Raw genomic sequence first — 25,968 nt, 5'->3', positions numbered from 1 at the left:
AAGGATTTCATGCGGCCTTTTTGTTTTGTGCTTGCGGTGGCATTGGCTGATCCACGACACTGTTCGGCCTGTGTGAAGCAATTATTTCGTTGTGGAGGCTGCCGTCATGGCCCACGAACTCTATACCCGCACCAACCAGAAGATCTATTTCGCCGGCCTGTCACTGGAAGCTCTGGCTCGTGCAGAAGAAGGGCGGGCGATGAATTCTCTGGCGCTGATTCAGGCCGGGCGTGAGTCGGCGCTGTTCCACCTCTACGGCGCACTGCTGGGTCTGTGTCATGAGATTGCCGGTTTTTACCGGCTACCGCAGGCCAATTCGCCGAGGGCGGAGGAGTTGCTGAAGCAGGAAGTCCTGGAATCGATCGCTATCCCGGAGCTGGCAGAAATGGTCGAGCTGGCCGGGAATCCGGAAACCTGGCTGGCCAAACTGCTGGCGGCGCACGCGGCACTGTTTCAACCTCCCAGGGTGCCACGCAAACCGAAAGGCGACGTGACACAGCCGCTGATTCAGGCCATCAACCTGGATGAAGAAGAGGCGTCAGAAGAGCTGACTCGAGAGGAGCTGGAGAGCTGGCGACAGAGCCTCAAAGGCTTGGCCATTAGATTCCGTGAAGGCTTGAACGAGTGCTGACGGGGTTTGATGCAGTGGCAATCAGAAACATGCTGCTGGTCAAGATCCCGAGCGAAGCTCGAATGATGTCTATATAATCGCTGCCTTTCGTGGAGAACAGACTTATATGCCAACGTCCTTTCTAGAAATTGTCGAGTTACCAGACGGCCGAATCGAACTGCGCAGGGCTGAGGACGAAGGCTCCCTGGTGACGCTGGATTTCTCCGAGGATGCCAAGGCGTTCCTGCAAGGCCAGCACGTCGAAATTGCCAAAGCGATGCTGAGCGTCGGCGTGCAGATGGCAGGGCGTATGGTTGAAGGCGAGTTTGATAAGGAAGAGGGGCCGCGGGTTCTTCATTGATCCACGCCTTGACCTTTTCTCGATCGCTTGCGCTTCAGATCGGCTTCTCTATCCATGGAGAAGCCCTGCGCTTCACACAGCCCGCATCACCAGGCAATTACCCCAAACGAATGTTCAGACTCTGAGCTTCGCCCGTACGCGCGGCGCTGATCAGTTGTTGCCGCGAGTTGGCGTTCAACGGGTTGAGCCAGGTCACCACTGTATGGCTGCGACCCAGGCGCAAAGCTTCGCACGCCAGTTGCTGAGCGCTTTGAGTGCCCCGCGGTTGCAGCAGCAGAATGCGTTCGCGATTCAGTCCGGCATCGCGCAGCCAGGTTTGCGTCAGGCTGGCGGGTGGGGCGATCAGCGTCAGCCAGCGAGCATCCTGATCCTCGCTGAGCTCGCGCAGGATCGGCGCGAGCAGGTTCAGGCAGTTCCCGGCAGCACCACGCAGTGACAGTTCACTGAAGGCATCGGGTTTGGCATTCCAATCACGCTCGACCACGTCTTTCAGAATCGGCGCCATAGGCTGGGCCAGAAACGCTTCGAATAAAGGCAGTTGTGTTTGCTGAGGTGTGTGTGGGAACTGCATGGAGCCTCCTTTAGCGGCGAATGACGCCGACGCTCAAGCCTTCAATCACCAGTTCCTGATCTTTCAGGTCGACTTCGATAGGGGCAAACTCGGGGTTTTCGGCGATCAGCCAGACTTTGCTGCCTTCCCGCTTGAAGCGCTTGACCGTGACTTCGTCGCCGATACGGGCAACCACGACCTGACCGTTACGTGCTTCACGGGTGGTATGTACGGCCAATAGATCACCGTCGAAAATGCCGATGTCCTTCATGCTCATGCCGTGCACACGCAACAGGTAGTCGGCGCGGGGATGGAAAAAGGTCGGGTTGATGTTGCAGGATTCTTCGATGTGCTGCTGGGCGAGGATCGGCGCGCCGGCAGCCACTCGGCCAATGATCGGCAGGGTGGAGTCGTCGGCCTTGGCTTCGAAGCCGGGAATACGGATGCCGCGGGAAGCGCCGGGCGTCATCTCGATCGCGCCCTTGCGGGCCAGGGCCTTGAGATGTTCTTCCGCCGCATTGGGCGATTTGAAACCCAGTTCCTGAGCGATTTCCGCACGGGTGGGCGGATAGCCGTTGTCTTCTAGGCAACGTTTGATAAAGGCCAGAATCTCGGCTTGGCGTGGCGTCAGCTTTAGCATATTGATCGCTCTGTCTTTTTATACAGTGACTGGGATTATATACAGTGAAGCGCTCTTGGCAATGGGCGTTTTTTTGCCGCCCGCCGAGCGGTCGCCAAGGGCGCTTATTAATGCTGTGGCCTCGTGTGGTTAAATAGCTGACCGACCATTCCCAAAACGAACCGGCAGGCTTGACAACGCACAGCCTGAAACGTATGTTTCAAACAAGTGTTTGTCAGGCGGAGTAGCCATGGCCCAGTCGGAAACCGTTGAACGTATTCTTGATGCTGCCGAGCAGTTGTTCGCGGAGAAAGGATTCGCTGAAACCTCATTGCGTTTGATCACCAGCAAGGCTGGCGTCAATCTGGCTGCGGTGAATTATCACTTCGGCTCGAAGAAGGCGCTGATCCAGGCGGTGTTTTCGCGTTTTCTCGGACCATTCTGCGTCAGTCTCGACAAAGAGCTCGAGCGCCGTCAGGCCAAGCCGGAAAACAAGCCGACGCTCGAAGAGTTGCTGGAAATCCTCGTCGAGCAAGCGCTCGTCGTGCAGCCTCGCAGCGGCAACGACCTGTCCATCTTCATGCGCTTGCTCGGCCTCGCATTCAGCCAGAGCCAGGGCCACTTGCGGCGTTATCTGGAAGACATGTACGGCAAGGTGTTCCGCCGCTACATGCTCCTGGTCAACGAAGCGGCGCCCCGCATTCCGCCGATCGAGCTGTTCTGGCGCGTGCACTTCATGCTTGGCGCCGCCGCGTTCAGCATGTCCGGGATCAAGGCCTTGCGCGCGATTGCCGAAACCGATTTCGGCGTCAACACGTCCATTGAGCAAGTGATGCGCCTGATGGTGCCGTTCCTCGCCGCCGGCATGCGCGCCGAAACCGGCGTTACCGATACAGCCATGGCCAGTGCGCAATTGCGGCCGCGCAGCAAATCCACGCCGGTCGCCGCCAAGGTTTGACCGCGCACGGGTGGGCGCGGCAGCGGGGATCCGCTAAGCTAGCCGGCCATGCCGACTCTCGTACTGAACCCGATCTGCATGAGTTCTGCTGACCGTCCGGGCGCTGCCCACGGTAGCGAACACAGGCAGGTCGGGTTTTTCGTTTTCAAGGAATCTCTATGACTGCTGGCCTGCAAGGCTCGTTGATGGTGGACGTCGCCGGTACCTGGCTGACGGCCGAAGATCGCCAATTGTTGCGTCAGCCCGAAGTGGGCGGCCTGATCATTTTCGCCCGTAACATCGAGCATCCGCGCCAGGTGCGTGAACTCAGCGCGTCAATCCGCGCGATTCGTCCGGATCTGTTGCTGGCGGTGGATCAGGAGGGCGGGCGCGTGCAGCGCCTGCGTCAGGGTTTCGTCCGTCTGCCGGCCATGCGCGCCATCGCCGACAACCCGAACGCCGAATACCTCGCCGAGCAATGCGGCTGGATCATGGCCACAGAAGTGCTGGCGGTCGGGCTCGACCTGAGTTTCGCCCCGGTGCTGGATCTGGACTATCAGCGCAGCGCCGTGGTCGGAACCCGTTCTTTCGAAGGCGATCCCGAGCGTGCTGCCTTGCTCGCAGGCGCATTCATTCGCGGCATGAACAGCGCCGGCATGGCCGCCACCGGCAAACATTTCCCCGGCCACGGTTGGGCCGAAGCCGACTCCCACGTGGCGATTCCGAACGACGAGCGCAGCCTCGACGAGATCCGCGCCAACGATCTCGTGCCGTTTGCCAAACTCAGCAAACACTTGGCCGCCGTCATGCCGGCCCACGTCATCTATCCGCAAGTCGACTCACAGCCCGCCGGTTTCTCCCGGCGCTGGCTACAGCAGATCCTGCGCGGCGAGTTGCAGTTCGATGGCGTTATCTTCAGTGATGATCTGTCGATGGCCGGCGCCCATGTGGTCGGGGACGCCGCCAGTCGCATCGAAGCTGCGCTCACTGCTGGCTGCGACATGGGCCTGGTGTGCAACGACCGCGCCGCTGCCGAACTGGCCCTCAGCGCCGCCCAGCGCATGAAGGTCAAGCCGTCCGCGCGTATCGCGAAGATGCGCGGTCAGGCTTTCGCCAGCACCGATTATCGTCAGGACCCGCGTTGGCTCACCGCCCTCGGCGCGCTCAAAGACGCCCAACTGATCGATTAAGGATTTTTCGTTATGACCGTTTACGCAATCATCGGTGGCACCGGCCTGACTCAGCTCGAAGGTTTGAGCATCCGCCAGTCGCTGGCAGTCGACACTCCTTACGGCGCACCTTCGGCCGAAGTGCAGATTGGTGAGTACGCGGGCAAGGAAGTGCTGTTCCTCGCCCGTCACGGTCACCCGCACCGCTTTCCGCCACACAAGGTCAACTACCGCGCCAACCTCTGGGCATTGAAGCAGGCCGGTGCCGAAGCGATCATCGCAGTGAATGCGGTCGGCGGGATTCATCCGGCCATGGGCACTGGGCATTTCTGCGTGCCGCATCAGATCGTCGACTACACCAGCGGGCGCGAGCACACCTATTTCGCCGACGATCTGGAACACGTCACTCATATCGATTTCAGCTTTCCCTACAGCGAGCCGTTGCGTCAGCAACTGATTGCCGCGCTCGCCGCTGAAGGCTGCGAATACAGCGATCAGGGCGTGTACGCCTGCACCCAGGGCCCACGTCTGGAAACGGTCGCGGAGATCGTCCGACTGGAACGTGACGGCTGCGACATCGTCGGCATGACCGGCATGCCGGAAGCCGCGCTGGCCCGTGAGCTGGATCTGGATTACGCCTGTCTGGCGCTGGTGGTGAATCCAGCCGCGGGCAAGACCACAGAAGTGATCACCATGGCCGAAATCGAGCAGGCACTGCACGATGGCATGGGCAAGGTGAAATCTACGTTGGCACGGGTGCTGGCCAGCTAAGGACTGTCCATGAGCATTTTCATCGAGCGGCTTAAAGGGCTGATATGGACCCACGCATTCACTAGCAAGGCGTTGGCCAAGGCCCGCGCTTATGCTGCGGATGACCGGGTCGAGATCATCGAAATCGATGACAAAAAAATCGAGGCGTTCTGCGTCGGTTCGGAACTTCAGGCGTATGAGCAAAGCATCTACCTGTCCGAAGATCGCCTGGGATCGGTTAATTTGCGGTGCTTGTGTACCTGTCCCGTTGCGATCGATTGCAAGCATTGTGCAGCGGTGCTCTATCACCTGCAGGGCACTGGCGACGATACGTCTGAAAGTGACGCAGCGGTCCCCTTGGGCCGGGCCCTGGAGCATTGGCTGTCGACAATTCCCGTGCCGGCCAAGCCTGCTGAAGAGAGTGCGCAAACCGCAGGCACGCGTCTGTTTTACAAGCTCAAACCGACGCCTGCGAACGGCAAGTGGCTGCTCGATATTTTCAAGGTCTATCAGCTCAAGAGCGGCGAGTTGCGCGAAGTAAAACCGATGTATTCGCTCTCGGACATGCTCATGCGCCAGCCCGGTTACCTGTCCGAACTGGATCTGCGCGTCGCCAGGTTGTTGGTCGCCATGCATTCCCATCACGCCTATTACAGCGGCTATCCGCTGGAAGGCAGCAGTGGCGCCGAACTGCTGGAAATGCTCCTGCGCACCTCGCGCCTGTTCCTCGACTTCGAAGACTTGCAGCCACTGACGCCGGGCGCGAAACGCGTGGGCCAGTTCTCTTGGGCCGGGCAGGCCGACGGCGGGTTCCGCGCCCAGTGGAGCAGTGCCGAAGCCGCGCAGGAAACCGTGCTGGCGCTGGAGCCGCTTTATTACCTCGATCGTGAGCAGCGCCAGGTTGGCCCGCTGTTCACTGAGCTGGAAGAAAAACTAGCCTGCCACTTGACCCTGGCTCCTGACATTCCGGCGCGTCAGGCCATGCAGTTCAGCCATCGCATGAGCGCGACGAGCAGAATCCCGCCGCCGCACAAGCTCACCGAACGAATCATCGATGACGTGCTCCCGCAGCCGCAACTGACCCTGGTCAGCGGCCGGGAGCGTTCGCGCTGGGAATACGTTCTGGAGCACCGCGCCGCTCTGGTGTTTACCTACAACGGCCAGCCGGCGGTGGATCGTAATCCGGAAGTGATGATCCTCAACGGCAGCGAAACCCAGCGCATTCAACGTCAGCCTGCGCTGGAAAAGAAGCTGCGCCAGAGCCTGCAAAAGCACGGCTTCAAAAAAGCCACGCGCAAGAGCGCTATGGATCGTCCCGGCGAGATGTTTACCTTGCCGGATGATTCCGCCTGGCTCGGATTCATGCACGAAGGGCTTGCCACACTGCGCTCCGCAGACTGGAAAATCGAGATCAGTCCCGGCTTCCATTTCAATGTGCAACCGGTTGAACAGTGGTACGCCGAGGTCGAAGAAGAGGCCGGGCATCAGTGGTTTGATTTGCAGTTGGGCATCGTCGTCAATGGCGAGCGCTACAGCTTGCTGCCGATCCTTCTGCATCTGTTGCGCATCCAGCCGCGCTTGCTCGACCCGGTCAATCTGGCGCAACGCAGCGATGACGAAAAACTCCTGATCGAACTCAAGCCCAACGGTTTTGGCGATCCGGCGGGTGCCAAGGTCGCGTTGCCGCTGAGTCGGGTCAAACCGCTGATGGCGACGCTGGGTGAGCTGTACCTGGGCGGACATCAGGGCGATGCGCTGCGCTTGACCGCTCCAGACGCCGCGCGCCTGAGCATGCTCGATGGCGTACCGCTGGATTGGCAGGGCGGCGAACGCCTGCGGACTTTTGCCAGGCGCCTGCAGAATTCCAGTCACGCCCACGTTGCTGCGCCGGCCGGTCTCAATGCGCAACTGCGCCCGTATCAGCTCGAAGGCTTGAACTGGATGCAAACCCTGCGCGAGCTGGAGGTCGGCGGCATTCTTGGCGATGACATGGGCCTGGGCAAAACCCTGCAGACCCTGGCGCACCTGCTCACGGAAAAGCACGCCGGGCGTCTCGATTGCCCGGCACTGGCGGTAATGCCGACCAGCCTGATTCCCAACTGGCTCGATGAAGCCGAGCGCTTCACGCCGCAGTTGAAAGTGCTGGCGCTGCACGGCACCGGGCGGCAAAAGGACTTCGCCAATCTTGCCGAATACGACCTGGTGCTGACCACTTACGCATTGCTGCCCAGGGACCTGGAGACGTTGCAGCCGCAGTCGTGGAGCGTGCTGATTCTCGATGAAGCGCAGAACATCAAGAACCCGCTGAGCAAAGCCGCACAGGCCGCGCGTGACTTGCAGGCCCGTCAGCGCTTGTGTCTGAGCGGTACGCCTCTGGAAAACCACCTCGGCGAGCTGTGGTCGCAGTTCCATTTCCTCATGCCCGGCTGGCTCGGCGACAGCAAGTCGTTCAACCGCGATTACCGCACACCGATCGAGAAGCACGGCAACGTGCAGCGCATGCAGCACCTGACGGCGCGGATCAAGCCGTTTTTGCTGCGGCGCAAAAAGGATCAGGTCGCTACCGAGTTGCCGCCGAAAACCGAGATCATTCACTGGGTCGAACTCAGCGATGGTCAGCGCGACGTCTATGAAACGGTGCGCGTGGCAATGGACAAGAAAGTCCGCGACGAAATCGCCCGCAGCGGCGTGGCGCGCAGTCAGATCATCATTCTCGATGCGCTGCTCAAGCTGCGTCAGGTCTGCTGCGATCTGCGCTTGATCAACATGCCGCTCACGGCGAAGGCGTTGCGCTCGGGCAGCGGCAAGCTGACCAGCCTGATGGAGATGCTTGAAGAATTGCTCGGTGAAGGTCGCAGAATTCTGCTGTTCTCCCAGTTCACCTCGATGCTGGCGCTGATCGAGGAGGAGTTGCAGCAGCGTGGGCTCGGTTATTCGTTGCTGACCGGCGACACCACCGACCGGCGCACGCCAGTCAAGAATTTTCAGGGCGGCAAGGTGCCGTTGTTCCTCATCAGTCTCAAGGCCGGCGGTACTGGTCTGAACCTGACGGCGGCGGACACGGTGATTCACTTCGACCCGTGGTGGAATCCGGCGGTGGAAAATCAGGCGACTGATCGGGCGTATCGTATCGGCCAGAACAATCCGGTGTTCGTCTACAAATTGATTGCCAAAGGCACCGTCGAGGAGAAGATCCAGGCGTTGCAGCAGGAGAAGGCTGCGCTGGCCGGAGCGGTGCTTGAGGGTGGCACGACGGGGGGATTCAAACTCGAACAGAGTGATATCGAAGCGTTGTTTGCGCCGTTGCCTGTTTCCAGGGATTGAGCTTCGGTTTCAATCGTTTGACCGAGGTGATGCCTTTCGCGAGCAGGCTCACTCCTACAGGGGAACGCATTTCGAACTGTAGGAGTGAGCCTGCTCGCGATAACTATCCAACCAGCGACGACAATTTCAACGCTTGTCGATCTTGTCCGGCAACGGCGCAAACAGCGCTTCAATATCATCGCTCTGCAACTTCCAGTCTCCGGCCTTGCGCCCATCGAGCACGCCCGCGGCGAGGTCGGACTTTTCCTTCTGCAGGTGCTGAATCTTCTCTTCCACCGTGCCCCGGGCAATCATCTTGTACACGAACACCGGCTTTTCCTGGCCAATGCGATAGGCCCGATCGGTGGCCTGGTTCTCGGTTGCCGGGTTCCACCACGGGTCGTAGTGAATCACCGTATCGGCTTCGGTCAGGTTCAGACCGACACCGCCAGCCTTCAGGCTGATCAGAAAGATCTGACGCTTGCCGCTCTGGAATTCCTTTACCGGGGTGCGCCGGTCACGGGTCTGGCCGGTGAGCAGGGCATAGGCGACCTTGCGTTTTTTCAGTTCGTCCTCGATCAACGACAGCATCGAAGTGAATTGCGAGAACAGCAGAATCCGCCGACCTTCTTCGAACAGTTCCTCAAGCATTTCCATCAGGCTGTCGAGTTTGCCCGAGGTGCTGCCGCGTGCGGGCAGGGTGGCGTCGTTGACCAGACGCAGGTCGCAGCAGACCTGACGCAGCTTGAGCAGTGCTTCGAGAATGATGATCTGGCTGCGCGCCACACCTTTGCGGGTGATCTCGTCGCGGACTTTCTTGTCCATCGCCAGACGCATGGTTTCGTACACATCGCGCTGCGCTTCGTTGAGTTCGACCCAATGGATGATTTCGGTTTTCGGCGGCAGCTCAGTGGCGACCTGCTCTTTGGTCCTGCGTAGCAGAAACGGTTTTATCCGACCGTTGAGGTGCTGCAGCCTGACTTCACTGCCGCGCTTTTCGATCGGCACGCGGTAGTCGGCATTGAAGCTCTTCACGTCGCCGAGCCAGCCCGGCAGCAGGAAGTGAAACAGCGACCACAGTTCACCCAAGTGGTTTTCCAGCGGCGTACCGCTGAGGCACAGGCGCTGGCGCGCATTCAGGTCGCGCGCGGCCTGGGCGGCTTTGCTGTTGGGGTTCTTGATGTACTGCGCTTCATCCAGCACCAGTACGTGCAGCGGCTGTTTGGCCAGACGCTCGACGTCCTTGGGCAGCAGGGCGTAGGTGGTCAGGATCAGATCGAAGTCGGCGAGATTGTCGAAGTGTTTCTTGCGCGTGGCGCCATACAGCGCGAGTACTTTCAGTTGCGGAGTAAAGTGCGCGGCCTCGTCGAGCCAGTTGGGGATCAGGCTGGTCGGCATCACCACCATGCACGGGCGATCGAGGCGTCCGGCGTTCTTCTCGGTGAGAATATGCGCCAGGGTCTGTAGGGTTTTGCCCAGACCCATGTCATCCGCAAGAATCCCGCCGACTTCCAGCTGCCGCAGCGATTGCATCCAGCTCAAGCCTTCGAGCTGGTAGGGGCGCAGCGTTGCGTTCAAGCCTTGCGGCGCTTCGGCGCTGAAATCGCGGATGTCGCGCAGGCGCTGAGCGAAGGTGCGGATCTGCTCGCCGCCTTCCCACAGCAGCGGCAGGCCTTCCAGCGAATTGAGCCGGGTGGCATCAGCCTTGCTCAGGCGCAGGGTGGTTTCGCCCGGCTCCTGCAAATAGAACTCGCCCAGCGTCATCAATACCGGCTTCAAGCGGCCGAGCGGCAGCGCCACCTGCAACGGGCCGTGCTCGCTGGTGCGTTGCGGAATGTTTACCAGAATCAATTCGTCATCGCGACGACGGGCGAGGCGTTCCGGGTTGAGGATCTCGGTGTGCGAGCGCATCAGATTGAGCAGGATCGGCAGCAGGCTCAGGCGTTCGCCGTTGACGATGATGCCCAGTTCCAGATCGAACCAGTCGCGCTCCGGCGCCTGTTCGACGGTGGCGTACCAGTCGTCGACGGCGGTCAGGTCGAAGCCGAATTCTTCATCGATCTGCAACTCCCAGCCCTGGCTGCGCAACTTCGGCAGATCGTTGAGGGTGAAGGTCAGCCAGGCGCTGTCGTTGACCATTTCGTAGAGTTCGCCGGCGCTTTCCGGCAGGGCTTTGCTCTGCCTTGTGGCGATGCGGAAACCGAGGATTCTTAACTGCTCGCGGTAGGACTGTTCAACATCCGGGTGGCGTTTTATCCGCAAGGTCTGGGCTTCCTGACGGATCAGGATATCGCTGTGCTTTTGCCCGCTGACATATTCGTCCAGATAGCTGAACGACAGCGCCGCGCGGTGTTGAATGTAACGCTGCATCTTGCCATTACGCGGCTCGAAAGCGCTGAACTCGACACTGGCCAGCCACAGGCGCGGCACCGGCTGCACGTTGTCCACCAGAACCTGCGGTGGCGCTTTCGGGCTGCGGTTTTCCAGCACCGCCTGGAGTTTCTCCAGCAGTTCGGCATCTTTCGCGGCGGCGGGGTAGTCGAGGGTTTCCTGGATTTTCAGCAGCACCGCAGCGCAGTGTTTGCAGTTGCTGCGCACCGGACAGGTGCAGGTGGCGTCGACCAGCAGCAGGGTGGCTTTGGCTGACTCGCGCAGATGGATAGTCTGCCGGTAGACACTGCCGCCAGAACCTTCGCAACTGGCGGTGATGGTCGCATCGCCGACCTGGGCGATGCGCACCCGATTCTCCAAAGCGTAGCGACGGCCGCGCTCCAGACTCTGTTCTTTGAATCGGCTGACCCACGATGGGGCCAGCGGTTTGCTCAGGGGCGGCGGCATAAGGACTTCGATCAGTCCGGCACGACTTCAGGCGCTTCCCGCGGCGCTGGCGCGGTGAGGGAAGTGATCTTGATCAGCAAGGCCAGATGACCGTTGTCGAGGTAGTTGAGCTGGCCGTTCTTGGTGTGGCTGTCCTGGCGCAGACGCTCACTGGCGGTGACCAGGCCATTGGCGTCGATCTGATTGACCCAGAAATCGGCGGTCACGTCGGTGAAGCGGCCGAGTTTCATTTCCAGCGTGCCCTCGATGGGGAACTGGCCGAACTGCTCCTGACCTTCACTGACCGCGACTTTCGCTGGCGCTTCGCCGAGGCTCTGCTGCCAGGCTTTGTGCATCAGCACCGTGTACTCGCCACTGGCCGTGAGTTTGGTTACCACATCATTGAGCGCGGGCGTGCGCTGGCTGTCGTTGCCCAAACGCTGGGCGCCAGCGGCCCAGTCTTCCGGGGCGGCGCGGCTGACGATTGCGGGTACGGCATTCTGGCGCACCAGAATCATTTCGACCTGATACGTGTCATCGGCAAACGCCGCTGGTGCTGCCACTGTCATCAAGAGCGAGGCAAGCAACAAAGTCAGAGAGCGGAACAGGCGCATCGGGCGTCCTTCAAGCGGATTTCGGGATGAGGCGCTCAAACAGCGCCTCGACAGTATTGAAACGTTCTTCCGGGCGCTCCATCGGCACCTGGAATTTGAACATCGTTGCGCCTTCGAACTTGTAGCGTTTGGGCTGCGTCTGGATCAGCTTGATCAGGGTCATCGGGTCAACCGGCGTCTGCGCTTCGAACTCGATGCGTCCGCCTTGCGGCCCGCCATCGACCTTCTTGATGCCGAGCTTTTCCGCCTGCAGTTTCAACGCGGTGATCCGCACCAGGTTCTTGGTCGGCTCCGGCAGCAGGCCGAAGCGGTCGATCATCTCGACCTGCAGATCCTTGAGCCCTTCCTCATCGGTGGCCGAGGCGATGCGTTTATACAGAATCAGTCGCGCATGCACATCCGGCAGATAATCTTCCGGAATCAGCGCCGGCACCCGCAGATTGACTTCCGGGCCGCCGCCAAGCGGTTGATCGAGGTTGGGTTGCTCGCCTTTGCGGATCGACTTCACCGCGCGCTCGAGCATCTCCATGTACAGGGTGAAGCCCACGGCTTGAATCTGCCCGCTCTGACCATCGCCGAGCAGTTCGCCGGCGCCACGGATTTCCAGGTCGTTGGTGGCCAGGACGAAACCGGCGCCGAGGTCCTGGGTATTGGCGATCGCCTCCAGACGCTTTTCCGCATCCGAAGTGATCTGCTGGCGCGGGGGCGTCAGCAGGTAGGCGTAAGCCTGGTGGTGACTGCGACCGACACGACCACGCAACTGGTGCAGTTGCGCCAGACCGAACTTGTCGGCGCGCTCGATGATGATGGTGTTGGCGCTCGGCACGTCGATGCCGGTCTCGATGATGGTCGAGGCGATCAGCACGTTGAAGCGCTTGTGGTAGAAATCGCTCATCACCTGTTCGAGTTCACGCTCGCGCATCTGCCCGTGGCCGATACCGATACGCGCTTCCGGCACCAGTTCGGCGAGGTCGGCGGCGCATTTCTCGATGGTCTTCACATCGTTGTGCAGGTAGTAAACCTGACCGCCACGCAGCAGTTCACGCAGCAACGCCTCTTTGACCGTGCTCTTGTTCTGCTCCATGACGAAAGTGCGCACCGACAGGCGTCGCGCCGGTGGAGTGGCGATGATCGACAGGTCGCGCATGCCCGACACTGCCATGTTCAGCGTGCGCGGGATCGGCGTGGCGGTCAGGGTCAGGATGTCGACTTCGCTGCGCAGGGCCTTGAGCTGTTCCTTCTGGCGCACGCCGAAACGGTGTTCTTCGTCGATGATCACCAGCCCGAGGTTTTTGATCTTCACGTCGTCGGACAGCAGCTTGTGCGTGCCGATAACGATGTCGATCTTGCCTTCCGCCAGATCGGCGATTGCCGCGTTGACTTCCTTGGCCGACTTGAAGCGACTCATCACTTCCACCGTCACCGGCCAGTCGGCGAAGCGGTCGCGGAAGCTGTTGTAGTGCTGCTGGGCGAGGAGGGTGGTCGGCACAAGAATTGCCACCTGACGACCGCCGTGCACAGCAATGAACGCGGCGCGCATGGCCACTTCGGTTTTGCCGAAGCCGACGTCGCCACAGACCAGGCGATCCATCGGTTTCGGCGCGAGCATATCCTCGCGCACGGCCTCGATGGTGGCTTGCTGGTCGGGAGTTTCTTCGAACGGGAAACCGGCGCTGAACGTAGCGTAATCGGCCTTCGGGTCGGCGAAGGCATAACCTTCACGGGCGGCGCGACGGGCATAAATGTCGAGCAGTTCAGCGGCGACGTCGCGCACCTGTTCGGCGGCTTTGCGCTTGGCTTTCTGCCAGGTTTCCGAGCCGAGGCGATGCAGCGGCGCGAGCGAATCGTCGCTGCCGGTGTAGCGTGCGATCAGGTGGAGGTTGGCGACCGGCACGTAGAGCTTGGCGTTCTCGGCGTATTCGAGGGTGAGGAATTCGGCGGCCTGATTGTCGATTTCCAGAATCGTCAGGCCCAGGTAGCGGCCGACGCCGTGATCGATATGCACCACCGGCGCGCCTTCGCGCAGCTCCGTGAGGTTCTTGATCACCGCATCGTTGCTGACGTCGCTGCGCTTCTCACGGCGACGACGTTGCATGACGCGCTGACCGAACAGCGGACTTTCCGCGACCAGCGCCAGTGCTGGGTCGTCGAGCAGCAGACCTTCGTCGAGCGGAGCGATAGTGATCGCCAGACGATCCTTGCTGGCGACGAAGTCCGGCCAGCTGTCGACGGTTTTCGGCCGCAGCTTCAGACGTTCCAGCAGTTCCAGCAGGACTTCGCGACGCCCCGCCGACTCAGCGGTGAACAGCACGCGACCGGGGAATTCTTCGAGGAAACCTGCCAGCGCCGCCAGCGGTTGCGTGGCCTTGGCTTCGATGGCCAGATCCGGCAGCGCGTGCGCCGGGAAGCGTTCACGGCCCACGCCGCTTTCAACGTCCTGCTGACTGGCGACGACCCGCGGCCAGTTCTTCAGGCGCGCAAAGCAGTCTTCCACCGGCAGGAACAGTTCGGCCGGTGGCAATAAAGGACGCGAAGGATCGACGCGGCGTTCTTCATAACGGTTGCGTACGTCGTTCCAGAAATTTTCCGCCGCTTGCTCGATGCCCGGCAGCGAGAACACCTGAGTGTCCTGGGGCAGGTAATCGAACAAGGTCGAGGTTTCGTCGAAGAACAGCGGCAGGTAATACTCGATACCGGCCGGGGTGATGCCGCTGCTCAGGTCCTGAAAGATCGGGCAGCGGCGGAAGTCGACGTCGAAGCGCTCGCGAAAGCGTGCCTTGAAGCGGGTGACTGCGTCTTTCTGCAGTGGGAACTCACGAGCCGGCAGCAGCTTGACCGACTCGACCTTGTCGATCGAACGCTGGGTTTCCGGATCGAAGGTGCGCAGGGTTTCGATTTCGTCGTCGAACAGGTCGATGCGATAGGGCAGCTTGCTGCCCATCGGGAACAGGTCGATCAGCGCGCCGCGTACGGTGAACTCGCCGTGCTCATACACCGTGTCGACATAGCGATAGCCGCTGGCTTCGAGCCGCGCGCGCATCTGTTCGACGTCGAGCTTCTGGCCGATATCCAGCACCAGACTGCTGCCGAGCAGGAATTTGGTCGGCGCCAAACGGTGCAGGGCGGTGGTGATCGGTACCACCAGCACACCGTGGGCCAGTTCCGGCAGGCGATAGAGGCTGGCGATGCGCTGGGAAATGATGTCCTGGTGCGGCGAGAACAGGTCGTAGGGCAGGGTTTCCCAGTCGGGGAAATGCAGCACGGGCAAATCCGGGGCGAAGAAACTCAGCTCCTGTTCCAGCCGTTCGGCACTTTGGCTGTCGGCGGTCAGCAGCAGGGTAAAGCGCTTGGCAGCGCTGGCAGCCTCGGCAATCGCCAGGCTGAGGGCGGCACCGGGCAGATTGCCCCAATGCTGTTTACCTGCTTCGGCAGGGAGTAGCGGTAGACGCAGAACAGGCACGGAAGGTTGAGCTCCAGGCGTTGCGACAAAGTCGGTAATTGTAGCGGCCTCCGGTGCCGCCTGTCAGTTGCAGACTGCGTCTATCTTCACGGTTTGGACGAAATGTAGTGGTAACCATAAAAACGGGCACTTTTTTCGTGGTTATGTAGTGCCGAAACCGCGCGGTGTTACGGAGGGTTACAGACATCGTCTAACAGTCGTCGAAAAATTGACTGCGCTGAAAGCCCCGGTTTTACTGGGCTGGAGAAAGGCGTAAATTTTTTGAACGGGATTTTGTTACCGATTGCGCGACAAGCGCGCATTGCTGAAAGGGCTTGTCGGCGGCATAATGTAGCCCCTTTTTTCTGCCCCTACATGTGGAAGGTTACCGTGACTCAGAAGCCCGACCAGTGTCTTGGTGAATGGATCGACCGTGAAGCACTCGCAGAAGCGATGATCCCGCTTATCGGTCAGCTCTACCGCAATAACAACGTGGTTAGCTCGATCTATGGCCGCAGCCTGATCAACCAGTCTGTCATCGCGATTCTCAAAGCTCACCGCTTTGCTCGCCACCGTTCTTCCGACGACAGCGAACTCTCCGTCCACGAAACATTCCCACTGCTCAAGGCCATGAGCGAGCTCAAGCTCGGCGCGGCGTCGGTGGATCTGGGCAAGCTGGCGTTCAAATTCCGCAATGAAGGCAACGGCCGCAGCGCCGAGCAGTTCGTGCGTGAAGAGATGGCTGACGTGGTTGGTCAGCAAAACGCCTCGGCCCGCAAAGGCACTGACGTTGTTCTTTACGGCTTCGGTCGTATCGGCCGTCTGCTGGCGCGCATCCTGATCGAGAAAACCGGTGGTGGCGACGGTCTGCGTCTGCGTGCCATCGTCGTGCGCAAAGGCGCCGAGAACGACCTGACCAAACGCGCCAGCCTGCTGCGCCGCGATTCGGTACACGGTTCGTTCAACGGCACCATTACCATCGACGAAGAAAACAACACCATCACCGCCAACGGTAACCTGATCCAGGTGATCTACGCGAAGAACCCGACCGAGGTGGATTACACCCAGTACGGCATCAAAGACGCGCTGCTGGTGGACAACACCGGTGTATGGCGTGACGCCGACGGCCTGGGTCAGCACCTGGCCTGCCCGGGTATCGACCGCGTTGTTCTGACCGCGCCTGGCAAGGACAAGCTGAAGAACATCGTTCACGGCATCAACCACGGTGAAATCACCGCTGACGACAAGATCGTGTCCGCCGCTTCCTGCACCACCAACGCCATCGTGCCGGTGCTGAAAGCTGTGAATGACAAGTTCGGCATCATCAACGGTCACGTCGAAACCGTTCACTCGTACACCAACGACCAGAACCTGATCGACAACTTCCACAAGGGCGATCGCCGTGGTCGCAGCGCCGCGCTGAACATGGTGATCACCGAAACCGGCGCCGCCACCGCTGCGGCCAAGGCGCTGCCAGAGCTGGCCGGCAAGCTGACCGGCAACGCGATTCGTGTGCCGACGCCGAACGTGTCGATGGCCATTCTCAACCTCAACCTTGAGAAAGCCGCCACCCGTGAAGAGATGAACGAGTACCTGCGCTACATGGCGCTGCACTCCGAGCTGCACAAGCAGATCGACTTCGTCAATTCGCAGGAAGTTGTGTCGACTGACTTCGTCGGCTCGCGTCACGCCGGTGTGGTCGATGCTGAAGCGACCATCGTGCAGGACAACCGCGTTGTTCTGTACGTGTGGTACGACAACGAGTTCGGCTACAGCTGCCAGGTGGTTCGCGTGATGGAAGACATGGCTGATGTGAATCCGCCAGCGTTCCCGCGCTAAGCCTCAGGCTTGAATGAAAACGCCCCGGCATTTTGTCGGGGCGTTTTTGTTTGTCTGCTTTATAGAGTTGTGTTGCCTGCGTAGGCCTCATCGCGAGCAGGCTCACTCCTACAGGGGGGGGGCGTTCACAATTCCCTGTAGGAGCGAGCCTGCTCGCGAAAGCATTCCGTCAGGCGCCGCTGGCAACCGAAGCCTGCGCCGTGCGCAACTCATGCCGATTGCCACGGAACAACACCAGCGTGGCAACCAGGCCCAATACCGCCGCGCCGCTGAGCCAGATGCCCGGTGCTGCCTTGTTGTCCAGCACATGAATCAGGTAGGTGCACGCCGCCGGAGTGAACCCGCCGAACGTCGCCGTCGCCAGGCTGTAGGCCAGTGAAAACCCGGTCGTGCGCACTTCCACCGGCATGATCTCAGTCAGCGCCACCACCATCGCGCCGTTGTAGGAGCCATAGAGGAACGACAGCCACAGTTCGACAATCAGCAAATGGCTGAAGCTCGGATTCGCCACCAGCCACGACAGCGCCGGATACGCAGTCAGGATCGCCAGAATCGTCGCCGCCAGCAGTAAGGGCTTTCGCCCGATCTTGTCGGAAACAGCGCCCATCACCGGCAGCCAGAAGAAGTTCGACAAACCAATGCACACGGTCACCAGCAAGGCATCGAGGTCCGACAGGTGCAGTTCGGCTTTGCCGAACGTCGGGGTGTAGGCGGTGATCAGGTAGAACGACACCGTGGTCATCACCACCAGTGCCATGCCGGCAATGACGATGCCGAAGTTCTGGCCGATCGAGCGGACGATTTCGCCGAGGGTAGGGCGGTGGGTGCGCGCCTGGAATTCCGGGGTTTCCTCCAGCGAGCGACGGATGAAGAAAATCACCGGCACGATCATGCAGCCAATCAGAAACGGTACGCGCCAGCCCCATTCGCCCATTTGCTCCGGACTCAGCCAGTGATTCAGACCCACCCCGAGCAGGCCGGCGAACACCACCGCAGCTTGTTGGCTGGCGGACTGCCAACTGACGAAAAAGCCTTTACGCCCCGGCGTGGAGATTTCCGCCAGATACACCGACACACCGCCCAGTTCCACCCCCGCCGAGAAGCCTTGCAACAGACGGCCGAACAACACCAGCAGCGGCGCGGCGACGCCGAGCGTCGCGTAGCCGGGCACGCAGGCAATCAGCACTGTACCGGCGGCCATCATCGCCAGAGTGATGATCAGCCCTTTGCGCCGTCCGTGACGGTCGATATAGGCGCCGAGAAAAATCGCCCCGAGCGGGCGCATCAGGAAGCCGGCACCGAAGGTCGCCAGCGACAGCATCAGCGAAGCGAACGCGCTGTCGGTGGGGAAGAAAGTTTTGGCGATGGCCGTGGCATAGAAGCCGTAGACCATGAAGTCGAACATTTCGAGGAAGTTGCCGCTGACAACGCGAAAGATCGCTTTGCCTTTGCCCGTGGTGGAGGACATGGGAGGTACTCACTGTTCAATTTTGTATAAAGGCGTTGCTGCCATGGGGAAGCGAGCAGGCGCTTGTGGTTCATAATGGCCGCCGTGGTTTTGCGGGGAGATGAAGAATTGTTAACTGGACGCTGGTTGGGGCTTGTGGTCTTGGCGGGGGCAATCGGCGGCTGCGGCAACGGCGATTCCCTGGAACAGGTCGGCGGCTCGACCATGGGCAGCACCTGGTCGGTCAAGTATGTGCGCCACGCCGGGGTTGCCGATCCTGCACAGGTGCGCGGCGAAGTGGAGGCCATCCTCGGTGAAGTCGATCAACAGATGTCGACTTACCGAAGTGACTCAGCCATCGAGCGTTTCAACTCGTTGCCTGCCGACAGTTGCCAATCGATGCCGGCAGCGGTGCTTGAGTTGATCCGCGTCGGTGAGCAGCTTTCGACGCAAAGCGAAGGTTCCTACGATCTGACCGTGGAACCACTGATGAATCTTTGGGGATTTGGCCCGCAAGGACGCGAAGAGATCATCCCCGATGAGATTGCTCTGGCCGAGGTCATGCAGCGGGTCGGCCATCAGCATCTGCGTATCGACGGCAACCGTTTGTGCAAGGACGCCGCTGTCGAAGTCGACTTCAACAGCATCGCCGCCGGTTATGCTGTGGATGCCATCGCCGCCAGATTGCAGGGCATGGGCATCGCCAATTACCTGGTCGAAGCCACGGGCGAACTCAAAGCCAAGGGCAGCAAGCCAGATGGCTCAGCGTGGCGCATCGCCGTCGAAGAGCCCCGGGATGACCAGCAAGTGGCCGAGCGGATTATCGATGTCGATGGTTACGGCGTATCCACCTCCGGCGACTACCGCAACTATTTTCTGCAGGACGGCCGGCGTTATTCCCACACCTTCGATGCACGCAATGGGCGACCGGTCCTACATGAGCTGGCGTCAGTCACGGTGATTCATCCTTCAGCGTTGATGGCCGATGGACTATCGACGCTGTTGCTGATTCTCGGGCCGGAAAGGGCGCAGGACTATGCCGAAAAGCATGACATTGCTGCATTCTTTGTCCTGCGTGCCGATACAGGTTTCGTCACCCGCAGCAGTCAGGCATTTGCGCAGCTTGTCGACGAAAAAAACTGACTGAAGACAAGACGAAAGCTGGCGTTGTAGTGCAGGCAAAAGTAGCCTACGACGCGACCAAGGGTTAATGTGCGCGGCGTTGACGCTTCTATAGACTGTGTCCGGGTTCTTCACTGGCCCCCAATTGTTCCTTCGCGCCGCCGTTCGGCGTGATTTAGCCGCCGGTGCTGCTGGCATCGCGGCCTGTTCTGAGGAGTACGCATGGCTGTCTACAACTACGACGTGGTGGTACTGGGTTCCGGCCCGGCGGGAGAAGGCGCGGCAATGAACGCCGCCAAAGCGGGGCGCAAGGTCGCGATGGTCGACAGCCGTCGCCAGGTCGGCGGCAACTGCACCCACCTCGGCACCATCCCGTCCAAGGCACTGCGTCACTCGGTGCGGCAGATCATGCAGTTCAACACCAACCCGATGTTCCGCGCGATCGGCGAGCCACGCTGGTTCTCCTTCCCGGACGTGTTGAAAAGCGCCGAGAAAGTCATTTCCAAGCAAGTCGCTTCGCGCACCGGCTACTACGCCCGTAACCGCGTTGACGTGTTCTTCGGCACCGGCAGCTTTGCCGACGAGCAAACCATCGAAGTGGTCTGCGGCAACGGCGTGGTCGAAAAACTGGTCGCCAAGCACATCATCATCGCCACCGGTTCGCGTCCGTATCGCCCGGCGGACATCGATTTCCACCACCCGCGTATCTACGATAGCGACACCATCCTCAGCCTCGGCCACACCCCGCGCAAACTGATCGTTTACGGCGCTGGTGTGATCGGTTGCGAATACGCGTCGATCTTCAGTGGTCTGGGTGTGCTGGTCGAACTGGTCGACAACCGGGGCCAGTTACTGAGCTTCCTCGACTCGGAAATTTCCCAGGCGCTGAGCTACCACTTCAGCAACAACAACATCACCGTGCGCCACAACGAAGAGTACGACCGCGTCGAAGGCGTGGACAACGGTGTGATCCTGCACCTCAAGTCCGGCAAGAAGATCAAGGCCGATGCCTTGCTCTGGTGCAACGGCCGTACCGGCAACACCGACACGCTGGGTCTGGAAAACATCGGGGTCAAGGTCAACAGCCGTGGCCAGATCGAAGTCGACCAGAACTACCGCACCTGCGTGGAGAACATCTACGGCGCCGGTGACGTGATCGGCTGGCCAAGCCTGGCGAGTGCCGCCCACGACCAGGGTCGTTCGGCCGCTGGCAGCATCGTCGACAATGGCAGCTGGCGCTTCGTCAATGACGTACCGACCGGCATCTACACGATTCCGGAGATCAGCTCGATCGGCAAGAACGAGCAGGAGCTGACCCAGGCCAAAGTGCCCTACGAAGTCGGCAAGGCCTTCTTCAAGAGCATGGCGCGGGCGCAGATTGCCGGCGAGCCGCAAGGCATGCTGAAAATCCTCTTCCACCGCGAGACGCTGGAAGTGCTCGGTGTGCACTGCTTCGGTTATCAGGCGTCGGAGATCGTTCACATCGGTCAGGCGATCATGAACCAGCCGGGCGAGCTGAACACCCTGAAGTATTTCGTCAACACTACGTTCAACTACCCGACCATGGCCGAAGCCTATCGGGTAGCAGCGTACGACGGCCTCAACCGGCTTTTTTGACGGGCTCCGGCCGGTGGCCTGAGCCGGCCGGGGAGACCGATTTCAGCAATTCTCAAGGGTGGCAGTGGCCAAACCGGGAAAGTCTGTAATCAGGCTGTCAACGCCGAAGTCGGCGAGTCTGCGCATCAGTGCAGGCTCGTTGACGGTCCACACCGACACATGCAGGCCCTGACGCTGCGCCTTCTGCAGGCGTTCCGGCGTACACAGCGTCCAGTTCAAGGCGAGAATCTCGCAGCCGTAGCTGGCGGCAACCTTCAACGGATCGAGCCAGGCGTATTCGGCCACCAGGCCACGCGACACGTCCGGTACCAGATCCAGCGCTGCCTTCAAGACTTCCCGCGAACTCGAGGTGATCGTCACCTTGTCGAGCAGTCCGTGGCGCTGAGCCATTTCCCGAATCGCCAGCACGGTAGTCGCCGCGCGGGTGCGCGAAGCGCTTTTGACTTCCAGCTGCCAGTGCTCGAAATCACACTTCTCGAACAACTCTTCCAGCGTCGGAATCGGGCACGGCTTGATCCAGCCCGGGCCACCCTTGCGCGCGTCATAGGTCACCAGTTCGGCAGCGGTGTGCTCGACGACTTTGCCGCGGCGTTCGGTGGTGCGCTTGAGCGTCGGGTCATGGATGACCATCAGCTCGCCGTCCTTGGACAGGTGCAGATCCAGTTCGCAGCGGCGCACGCCGTGCTTGAGGCATTCCTGAAAGCTGCTCAGGGTGTTTTCCGGTGCTTCGCCCTTGGCGCCGCGGTGGCCGTAGATGAGGGTCACGGTGCTTCCTTAAGTTAAATGCCAGATTCGTTCTGTTCGCGGGCCAGACGGCGTTCCTGAGCCTGCTTTTGCAAGATGTAGCGCGCAAGCAACTGGCGCTGCGCATCGGTCGGGCGTTCGAACTCGGTGCCGACGTCATAGCCATCGCCCTTGGGATCGCAATGCGTGACCCGGGCGCGCAGCAGCAGGCCCAGCGCCTGCGGCATCAGCACCAGTTTCACCGACAGGTGCGCGCCGGTGGCGATCGGGGTCGGGTACTGAAAGTCGATCCCGCCTTCGGAGATGATCACCGGCTGCGGCTCGCCGATGTGGCCGAGCGCGGTCAGGGCGATCACCTGGCTGAGCAGGTCGATGCGTTTGTTCTGCGATTTGAGAAATGCAGCGATGGCGCGGTCGCGCTCGCTGATCTGCCGCAGCAGGTGCTGCGACTCGAATTCGCTCAGGTGCAATTCGCTGAGCAGGTTGAACAGTGGGGAAGCATCCTGCAACACTTCCTGGCCTGCGGCTTCGGGAGCGGACAGGGGCCGAATTTCCAGTGCGATCGTGTCCTCGATACGGTAGTATTCGCGGCGATCTTCTTCATCTAATGTCGACATGGCGAACCCATGGTAGCGGCGGTGGTCTGAGTGTAAAGCTGGTTTTCGACCCCCGCCACAAGGACGTTCCTTTTCCCTCCGAACAAGCCCCGACATGTTCAGACCTCTCTTCGTATTTATCGGCACGCGTTATACCCGTGCAAAGCGTCGCAATCATTTTGTGTCATTCATTTCCCTGACTTCGATGATCGGGCTCGCCCTTGGCGTGGTCGTGATGATCGTCGTACTGTCGGTGATGAACGGCTTCGACCATGAGATGCGCACCCGCGTGCTGGGCATGGTGCCCCACGCTACTCTCGAGACCGGCGAGCCGATCAATGACTGGCAGAGCCTGGCCGATAAGGTCAAGCAGAACCGGCAGGTCACGGCAGTAGCGCCGTTCACCCAAATGCAGGGCCTGCTGACCAATAACGGTCAGGTCTCCAAAGTGTTGCTCAATGCCATTGATCCTGCGCTCGAGCGCAATGTGTCGATCATCGACAACTTCATGAAGCAGGGCAAACTCGACGACCTGACGCCCGGCAGCTTCGGCATCGTCATTGGCGACAAGGCCGCGACCAAGCTTGGCGTCGGCATCGGCGACAAGGTTACTTTTGTCGCGCCGGAGGTCAGCGTCACCCCGGCCGGGATGTTCCCGCGCATGAAGCGCTTCACCGTGGTCGGCATTTTCCATGTCGGCGCCGGTGAGCTCGATGGCTACCTCGGCGTGACCAATCTGCAGGATCTGGCGAAAATGCACCGCTGGAAAGCCGATCAGGTGCAGGGCCTGCGTCTGAAGTTCGACGACCTGTTCCAGGCCCCGCGCGAGGCGTGGAACATCGCCCAGCAGCTCGGCGAGGACCGTTACTACGCCCGCGACTGGACCCGCACCCACGGCAACCTGTATCAGGCAATTCGCATGGAAAAAGCCATGATCGGTCTGCTGTTGCTGCTGATTGTCGCCGTCGCCGCGTTCAACATCATTTCCACGCTGGTGATGGTGGTGAACGACAAGAAGGGCGACATCGCCATTCTGCGCACTCTCGGCGCCACACCGGGCACGATCATGCGCACGTTCATGGTTCAGGGCACGGTGATCGGAGTGGTTGGCACGGCCATCGGCGCGGTGGTCGGGATTCTCGCGGCGCTGAATGTCAGTGCGGCGATTTCGGCGCTTGAAGGGCTGATCGGCCACAAGTTCCTTAATGCTGACGTGTATTTCATTGATTATCTTCCTTCGCAGGTACAGAGCCAGGACGTCGTCATGGTCTGCGCCGCTGCGTTGGTCCTGAGTTTCCTCGCCACCCTGTATCCCGCCTGGCGTGCCGCGCGCACCCAGCCGGCGGAGGCGTTACGTTATGAGTGAGTCGGGCATGAGTGAACAAGCAATTCTGAGCTGCCGTAACCTGGGCAAATCCTACGAGGAAGGCCCTGAGTCGGTACAAGTGCTGGCCGGCCTGCAACTGGAGTTGCATCCGGGCGAGCGCGTGGCGATCGTGGGTAAATCCGGTTCCGGCAAAAGTACCTTGCTCAACCTGCTCGGCGGTCTCGATACGCCGAGCAAGGGCAGCGTCTGGCTCGATGGCGAAGAGCTGTCGGCGTTGAGCGAGAAGAAGCGCGGCCTGCTGCGCAACCGCGCGCTCGGCTTCGTTTATCAGTTTCACCACCTGCTGCCGGAATTCACTGCGCTGGAAAACGTCTGCATGCCGCTGTTGATCGGCAAGACCGCCATCCCGGAGGCGCGCCAGCGTGCCACGGCGTTGCTGGAGCGGGTCGGTCTGGGTCATCGCCTCGAGCACAAGCCGGCGGAACTGTCCGGCGGCGAACGTCAGCGCGTAGCCATCGCTCGTGCCCTGGTCAACAACCCGGGGCTGGTGATGCTCGATGAGCCAACCGGCAACCTCGACCTGCACACCGCCGAAGGCATTCAGGATCTGATGCTCGAGCTGAGCACGTCGATGCGCACGGCGTTCCTGGTGGTGACGCACGACATGAACCTGGCTCGCCAGATGGATCGCGTTCTGCAGCTGCAGGAAGGCTGCCTCACCCCCATCTGACTGGCTGAAACCCGGCGCTCGTAACGGCGCCGGGTCTTTTATTTCTACACGGTGCCCCAGCGAATGTTCAGACCGTTATCGATCTTTATCGGCACGCGCTATACCCGCGCCAAGCGCCGCAATCGCTTTGTTTCATTCATTTCGATGACCTCGATGATCGGCCTCGCCCTTGGCGTGCTGGCGATGATCGTGGTGCTGTCGGTGATGAACGGTTTTCAGCGCGAAATGAGCTCGCGCATCCTCGGCATGGTGCCCCACGCGACCATCGTCGGCGTCAAGCCGATCGACGACTGGCAACCGGTGGCCGCCGCCGCGATGAAAAATCCCGAAGTGACCGCCGCCGTGCCATTCACCGAAATGGAAGGCATGCTTTCGTACAAGGGTTCGATGCAGCCGATCCAGATCAGCGGCGTCGACCCGGCCCAAGAAGGCAAGGTGTCGATCGTTGCTCAGCACATCGTCCAAGGGCGTCTTGATGCTCTGAAACCGGGCGAATTTGGCGTGGTGATCGGTGAAATCACCGCGCGGCGTTTCCGCCTGAACGTCGGCGACAAGATCACCCTGATCGTTCCGGAAGTCAGCACCGCGCCGGGAGGCATTACTCCGCGCATGCAGCGCCTGAATGTGGTTGGCGTGTTCAAGGTCGGTGCCGAGCTGGACGGTTCGATGGGCCTGATCCATGTCGCCGATGCCGCGACCATGCAGCATTGGCAGCCGAATCAGGTGCAGAGCGTGCGCCTTGCAGTCAAGGATCTGTACGCCGCGCCGAAGGTGTCTGCGGACATTGCCGGTGGCCTTGGCGCCGACTTCAAGGCTGACGACTGGACCCACACCCAGGGCAGCCTGTTCAGCGCGATGAAAATGGAAAAAACCATGATCGGCCTGCTGTTGCTGATGATCGTCGCGGTGGCAGCGTTCAACATCATCGCGACGCTGATCATGGTGGTGAACGACAAGGGCGCCGACATCGCGATCCTGCGCACCATCGGCGCCACACCGCGGCAGATCATGGCGATCTTCATGGTGCAGGGCACGGTGATCGGCATTGTCGGCACCATCATCGGTGGCGTGCTGGGCGTTATCGCCGCGCTCAATGTCAGCGAACTGGTCGGCTGGGTCGAGCGCGTGACCGGGCAGCACATCTTCAGTTCGGACGTGTATTTCGTCAGCAACCTGCCCTCGGAACTGCAGGGCGGCGACGTGCTGTTGATCTGCTCGGCGGGCTTCGTTCTGAGCTTTCTGGCGACGGTGTATCCGGCGTGGCGGGCGGCGAAGATCGAACCGGCGCATGCCTTGAGATATTCGTAGCCTTTAGACCGCTTTCGCGAGCAGGCTCACTCCTACAATTGGAATGCGTTCCCTCTGTAGGAGTGAGCC

General features: G+C 60.6%; 20 protein-coding genes. 12 read left to right on the top strand and 8 right to left on the bottom strand.

The genetic code is table 11. From position 1 onward, the window contains the following. Positions 1 to 106: 106 nt before the first annotated feature. Together QRN33_RS05905 and QRN33_RS05900 are read left to right on the top strand one after the other, a co-directional pair. Positions 107 to 631, top strand: a complete 525-nt coding sequence (locus tag QRN33_RS05905; RefSeq protein ID WP_123419114.1) for a DUF6586 family protein — start codon at positions 107 to 109, stop codon at positions 629 to 631. Between the two features lie 106 nt (positions 632 to 737). Beyond that, positions 738 to 971, top strand: coding sequence for a hypothetical protein (locus tag QRN33_RS05900; protein WP_003226592.1), 234 nt, complete (start codon positions 738 to 740; stop codon positions 969 to 971). Positions 972 to 1,068: 97 nt separating this feature from the next. Here QRN33_RS05900 and sulA read toward each other — a convergent pair whose 3' ends face one another. Both sulA and lexA read right to left on the bottom strand, forming a co-directional pair. Next, positions 1,069 to 1,542 carry an SOS-induced cell division inhibitor SulA gene (sulA, locus tag QRN33_RS05895; protein WP_064365362.1) on the bottom strand — a complete coding sequence of 158 codons (474 nt, stop codon included), beginning with the start codon at positions 1,540 to 1,542 and terminating at the stop codon, positions 1,069 to 1,071. A gap of 10 nt (positions 1,543 to 1,552) precedes the next feature. After that, a complete protein-coding gene (lexA, locus tag QRN33_RS05890) occupies positions 1,553 to 2,161 on the bottom strand; it encodes a transcriptional repressor LexA (protein WP_016775490.1) in 609 nt (202 codons plus the stop codon). A gap of 229 nt (positions 2,162 to 2,390) precedes the next feature. On the opposite strand from lexA, the gene QRN33_RS05885 reads away from it, so the two are divergent. The 4 genes from QRN33_RS05885 (at position 2,391) to QRN33_RS05870 (ending at position 8,320) form a co-directional block, all read left to right on the top strand. Next, complete coding sequence (locus QRN33_RS05885; protein WP_042609037.1) at positions 2,391 to 3,098, top strand: TetR/AcrR family transcriptional regulator; 708 nt, start codon at positions 2,391 to 2,393, stop codon at positions 3,096 to 3,098. Positions 3,099 to 3,256: 158 nt separating this feature from the next. After that, positions 3,257 to 4,267, top strand: a complete 1,011-nt coding sequence (nagZ, locus tag QRN33_RS05880) for a beta-N-acetylhexosaminidase (protein ID WP_285407574.1) — start codon at positions 3,257 to 3,259, stop codon at positions 4,265 to 4,267. Positions 4,268 to 4,279: 12 nt separating this feature from the next. Further along, positions 4,280 to 5,017 carry an S-methyl-5'-thioinosine phosphorylase gene (locus QRN33_RS05875; RefSeq protein ID WP_285407573.1) on the top strand — a complete coding sequence of 246 codons (738 nt, stop codon included), beginning with the start codon at positions 4,280 to 4,282 and terminating at the stop codon, positions 5,015 to 5,017. A gap of 9 nt (positions 5,018 to 5,026) precedes the next feature. After that, positions 5,027 to 8,320, top strand: a complete 3,294-nt coding sequence (locus QRN33_RS05870) for a DEAD/DEAH box helicase (RefSeq protein WP_285407571.1) — start codon at positions 5,027 to 5,029, stop codon at positions 8,318 to 8,320. A 126-nt stretch (positions 8,321 to 8,446) separates the two neighbouring features. Here QRN33_RS05870 and QRN33_RS05865 read toward each other — a convergent pair whose 3' ends face one another. From QRN33_RS05865 to mfd, 3 genes are read right to left on the bottom strand one after another with little or no spacing between them, the layout of a single operon-like run. Further along, positions 8,447 to 11,137: a DEAD/DEAH box helicase gene (locus QRN33_RS05865; RefSeq protein WP_285407570.1), complete on the bottom strand. Its 2,691-nt coding sequence runs from the start codon at positions 11,135 to 11,137 to the stop codon at positions 8,447 to 8,449. Between the two features lie 11 nt (positions 11,138 to 11,148). Further along, positions 11,149 to 11,730 carry a CsiV family protein gene (locus QRN33_RS05860; protein ID WP_042609042.1) on the bottom strand — a complete coding sequence of 194 codons (582 nt, stop codon included), beginning with the start codon at positions 11,728 to 11,730 and terminating at the stop codon, positions 11,149 to 11,151. A gap of 10 nt (positions 11,731 to 11,740) precedes the next feature. After that, complete coding sequence (gene mfd, locus QRN33_RS05855; protein WP_024013632.1) at positions 11,741 to 15,190, bottom strand: transcription-repair coupling factor; 3,450 nt, start codon at positions 15,188 to 15,190, stop codon at positions 11,741 to 11,743. 354 nt (positions 15,191 to 15,544) lie between these two features. Here mfd and QRN33_RS05850 point away from each other — a divergent pair, with 354 nt between their 5' ends. Next, on the top strand, positions 15,545 to 17,008 hold the full coding sequence (locus QRN33_RS05850; RefSeq protein ID WP_285407567.1) for a glyceraldehyde-3-phosphate dehydrogenase: 1,464 nt from the start codon (positions 15,545 to 15,547) through the stop codon (positions 17,006 to 17,008). Positions 17,009 to 17,177: 169 nt separating this feature from the next. Here the strand turns inward: QRN33_RS05850 and QRN33_RS05845 are convergent, their stop codons facing one another. Further along, the gene (locus QRN33_RS05845; protein WP_285407565.1) at positions 17,178 to 18,476 is read right to left on the bottom strand and encodes an MFS transporter; all 1,299 of its coding nucleotides are present in this window, start codon (positions 18,474 to 18,476) and stop codon (positions 17,178 to 17,180) included. A 75-nt stretch (positions 18,477 to 18,551) separates the two neighbouring features. Between QRN33_RS05845 and QRN33_RS05840 the strand changes: the two genes are divergently transcribed. Then, positions 18,552 to 19,598 carry an FAD:protein FMN transferase gene (locus QRN33_RS05840; RefSeq protein ID WP_285407581.1) on the top strand — a complete coding sequence of 349 codons (1,047 nt, stop codon included), beginning with the start codon at positions 18,552 to 18,554 and terminating at the stop codon, positions 19,596 to 19,598. A 201-nt stretch (positions 19,599 to 19,799) separates the two neighbouring features. Next, complete coding sequence (gene sthA, locus QRN33_RS05835) at positions 19,800 to 21,194, top strand: Si-specific NAD(P)(+) transhydrogenase (RefSeq protein WP_016775479.1); 1,395 nt, start codon at positions 19,800 to 19,802, stop codon at positions 21,192 to 21,194. A 42-nt stretch (positions 21,195 to 21,236) separates the two neighbouring features. Here the strand turns inward: sthA and QRN33_RS05830 are convergent, their stop codons facing one another. Beyond that, positions 21,237 to 21,959, bottom strand: coding sequence for a glycerophosphodiester phosphodiesterase (locus tag QRN33_RS05830; protein WP_007910500.1), 723 nt, complete (start codon positions 21,957 to 21,959; stop codon positions 21,237 to 21,239). 14 nt (positions 21,960 to 21,973) lie between these two features. Beyond that, a complete protein-coding gene (locus QRN33_RS05825) occupies positions 21,974 to 22,555 on the bottom strand; it encodes a PilZ domain-containing protein (RefSeq protein ID WP_042609045.1) in 582 nt (193 codons plus the stop codon). 94 nt (positions 22,556 to 22,649) lie between these two features. Here QRN33_RS05825 and QRN33_RS05820 point away from each other — a divergent pair, with 94 nt between their 5' ends. The 3 genes from QRN33_RS05820 to QRN33_RS05810 all read left to right on the top strand — a co-directional run bounded on the left by QRN33_RS05820 (position 22,650) and on the right by QRN33_RS05810 (position 25,899). Next, the gene (locus QRN33_RS05820; protein WP_024013629.1) at positions 22,650 to 23,900 is read left to right on the top strand and encodes a lipoprotein-releasing ABC transporter permease subunit; all 1,251 of its coding nucleotides are present in this window, start codon (positions 22,650 to 22,652) and stop codon (positions 23,898 to 23,900) included. Then, positions 23,893 to 24,591: a lipoprotein-releasing ABC transporter ATP-binding protein LolD gene (gene lolD, locus QRN33_RS05815; protein ID WP_024013628.1), complete on the top strand. Its 699-nt coding sequence runs from the start codon at positions 23,893 to 23,895 to the stop codon at positions 24,589 to 24,591. The genes QRN33_RS05820 and lolD overlap by 8 nt, the downstream gene beginning before the upstream one ends. A gap of 63 nt (positions 24,592 to 24,654) precedes the next feature. Then, a complete protein-coding gene (locus tag QRN33_RS05810) occupies positions 24,655 to 25,899 on the top strand; it encodes a lipoprotein-releasing ABC transporter permease subunit (RefSeq protein WP_064361429.1) in 1,245 nt (414 codons plus the stop codon). The last annotated feature ends 69 nt before the right edge of the window (positions 25,900 to 25,968 follow it).

It is taken from the genome of Pseudomonas sp. FR229a, assembly GCF_030209115.1.
Classification (GTDB): Bacteria; Pseudomonadota; Gammaproteobacteria; order Pseudomonadales; family Pseudomonadaceae; genus Aquipseudomonas; species Aquipseudomonas moraviensis_A.
Note: the sequence above shows the minus strand (reverse complement) of the source record. Positions and strands in the feature narration are given on the sequence as shown.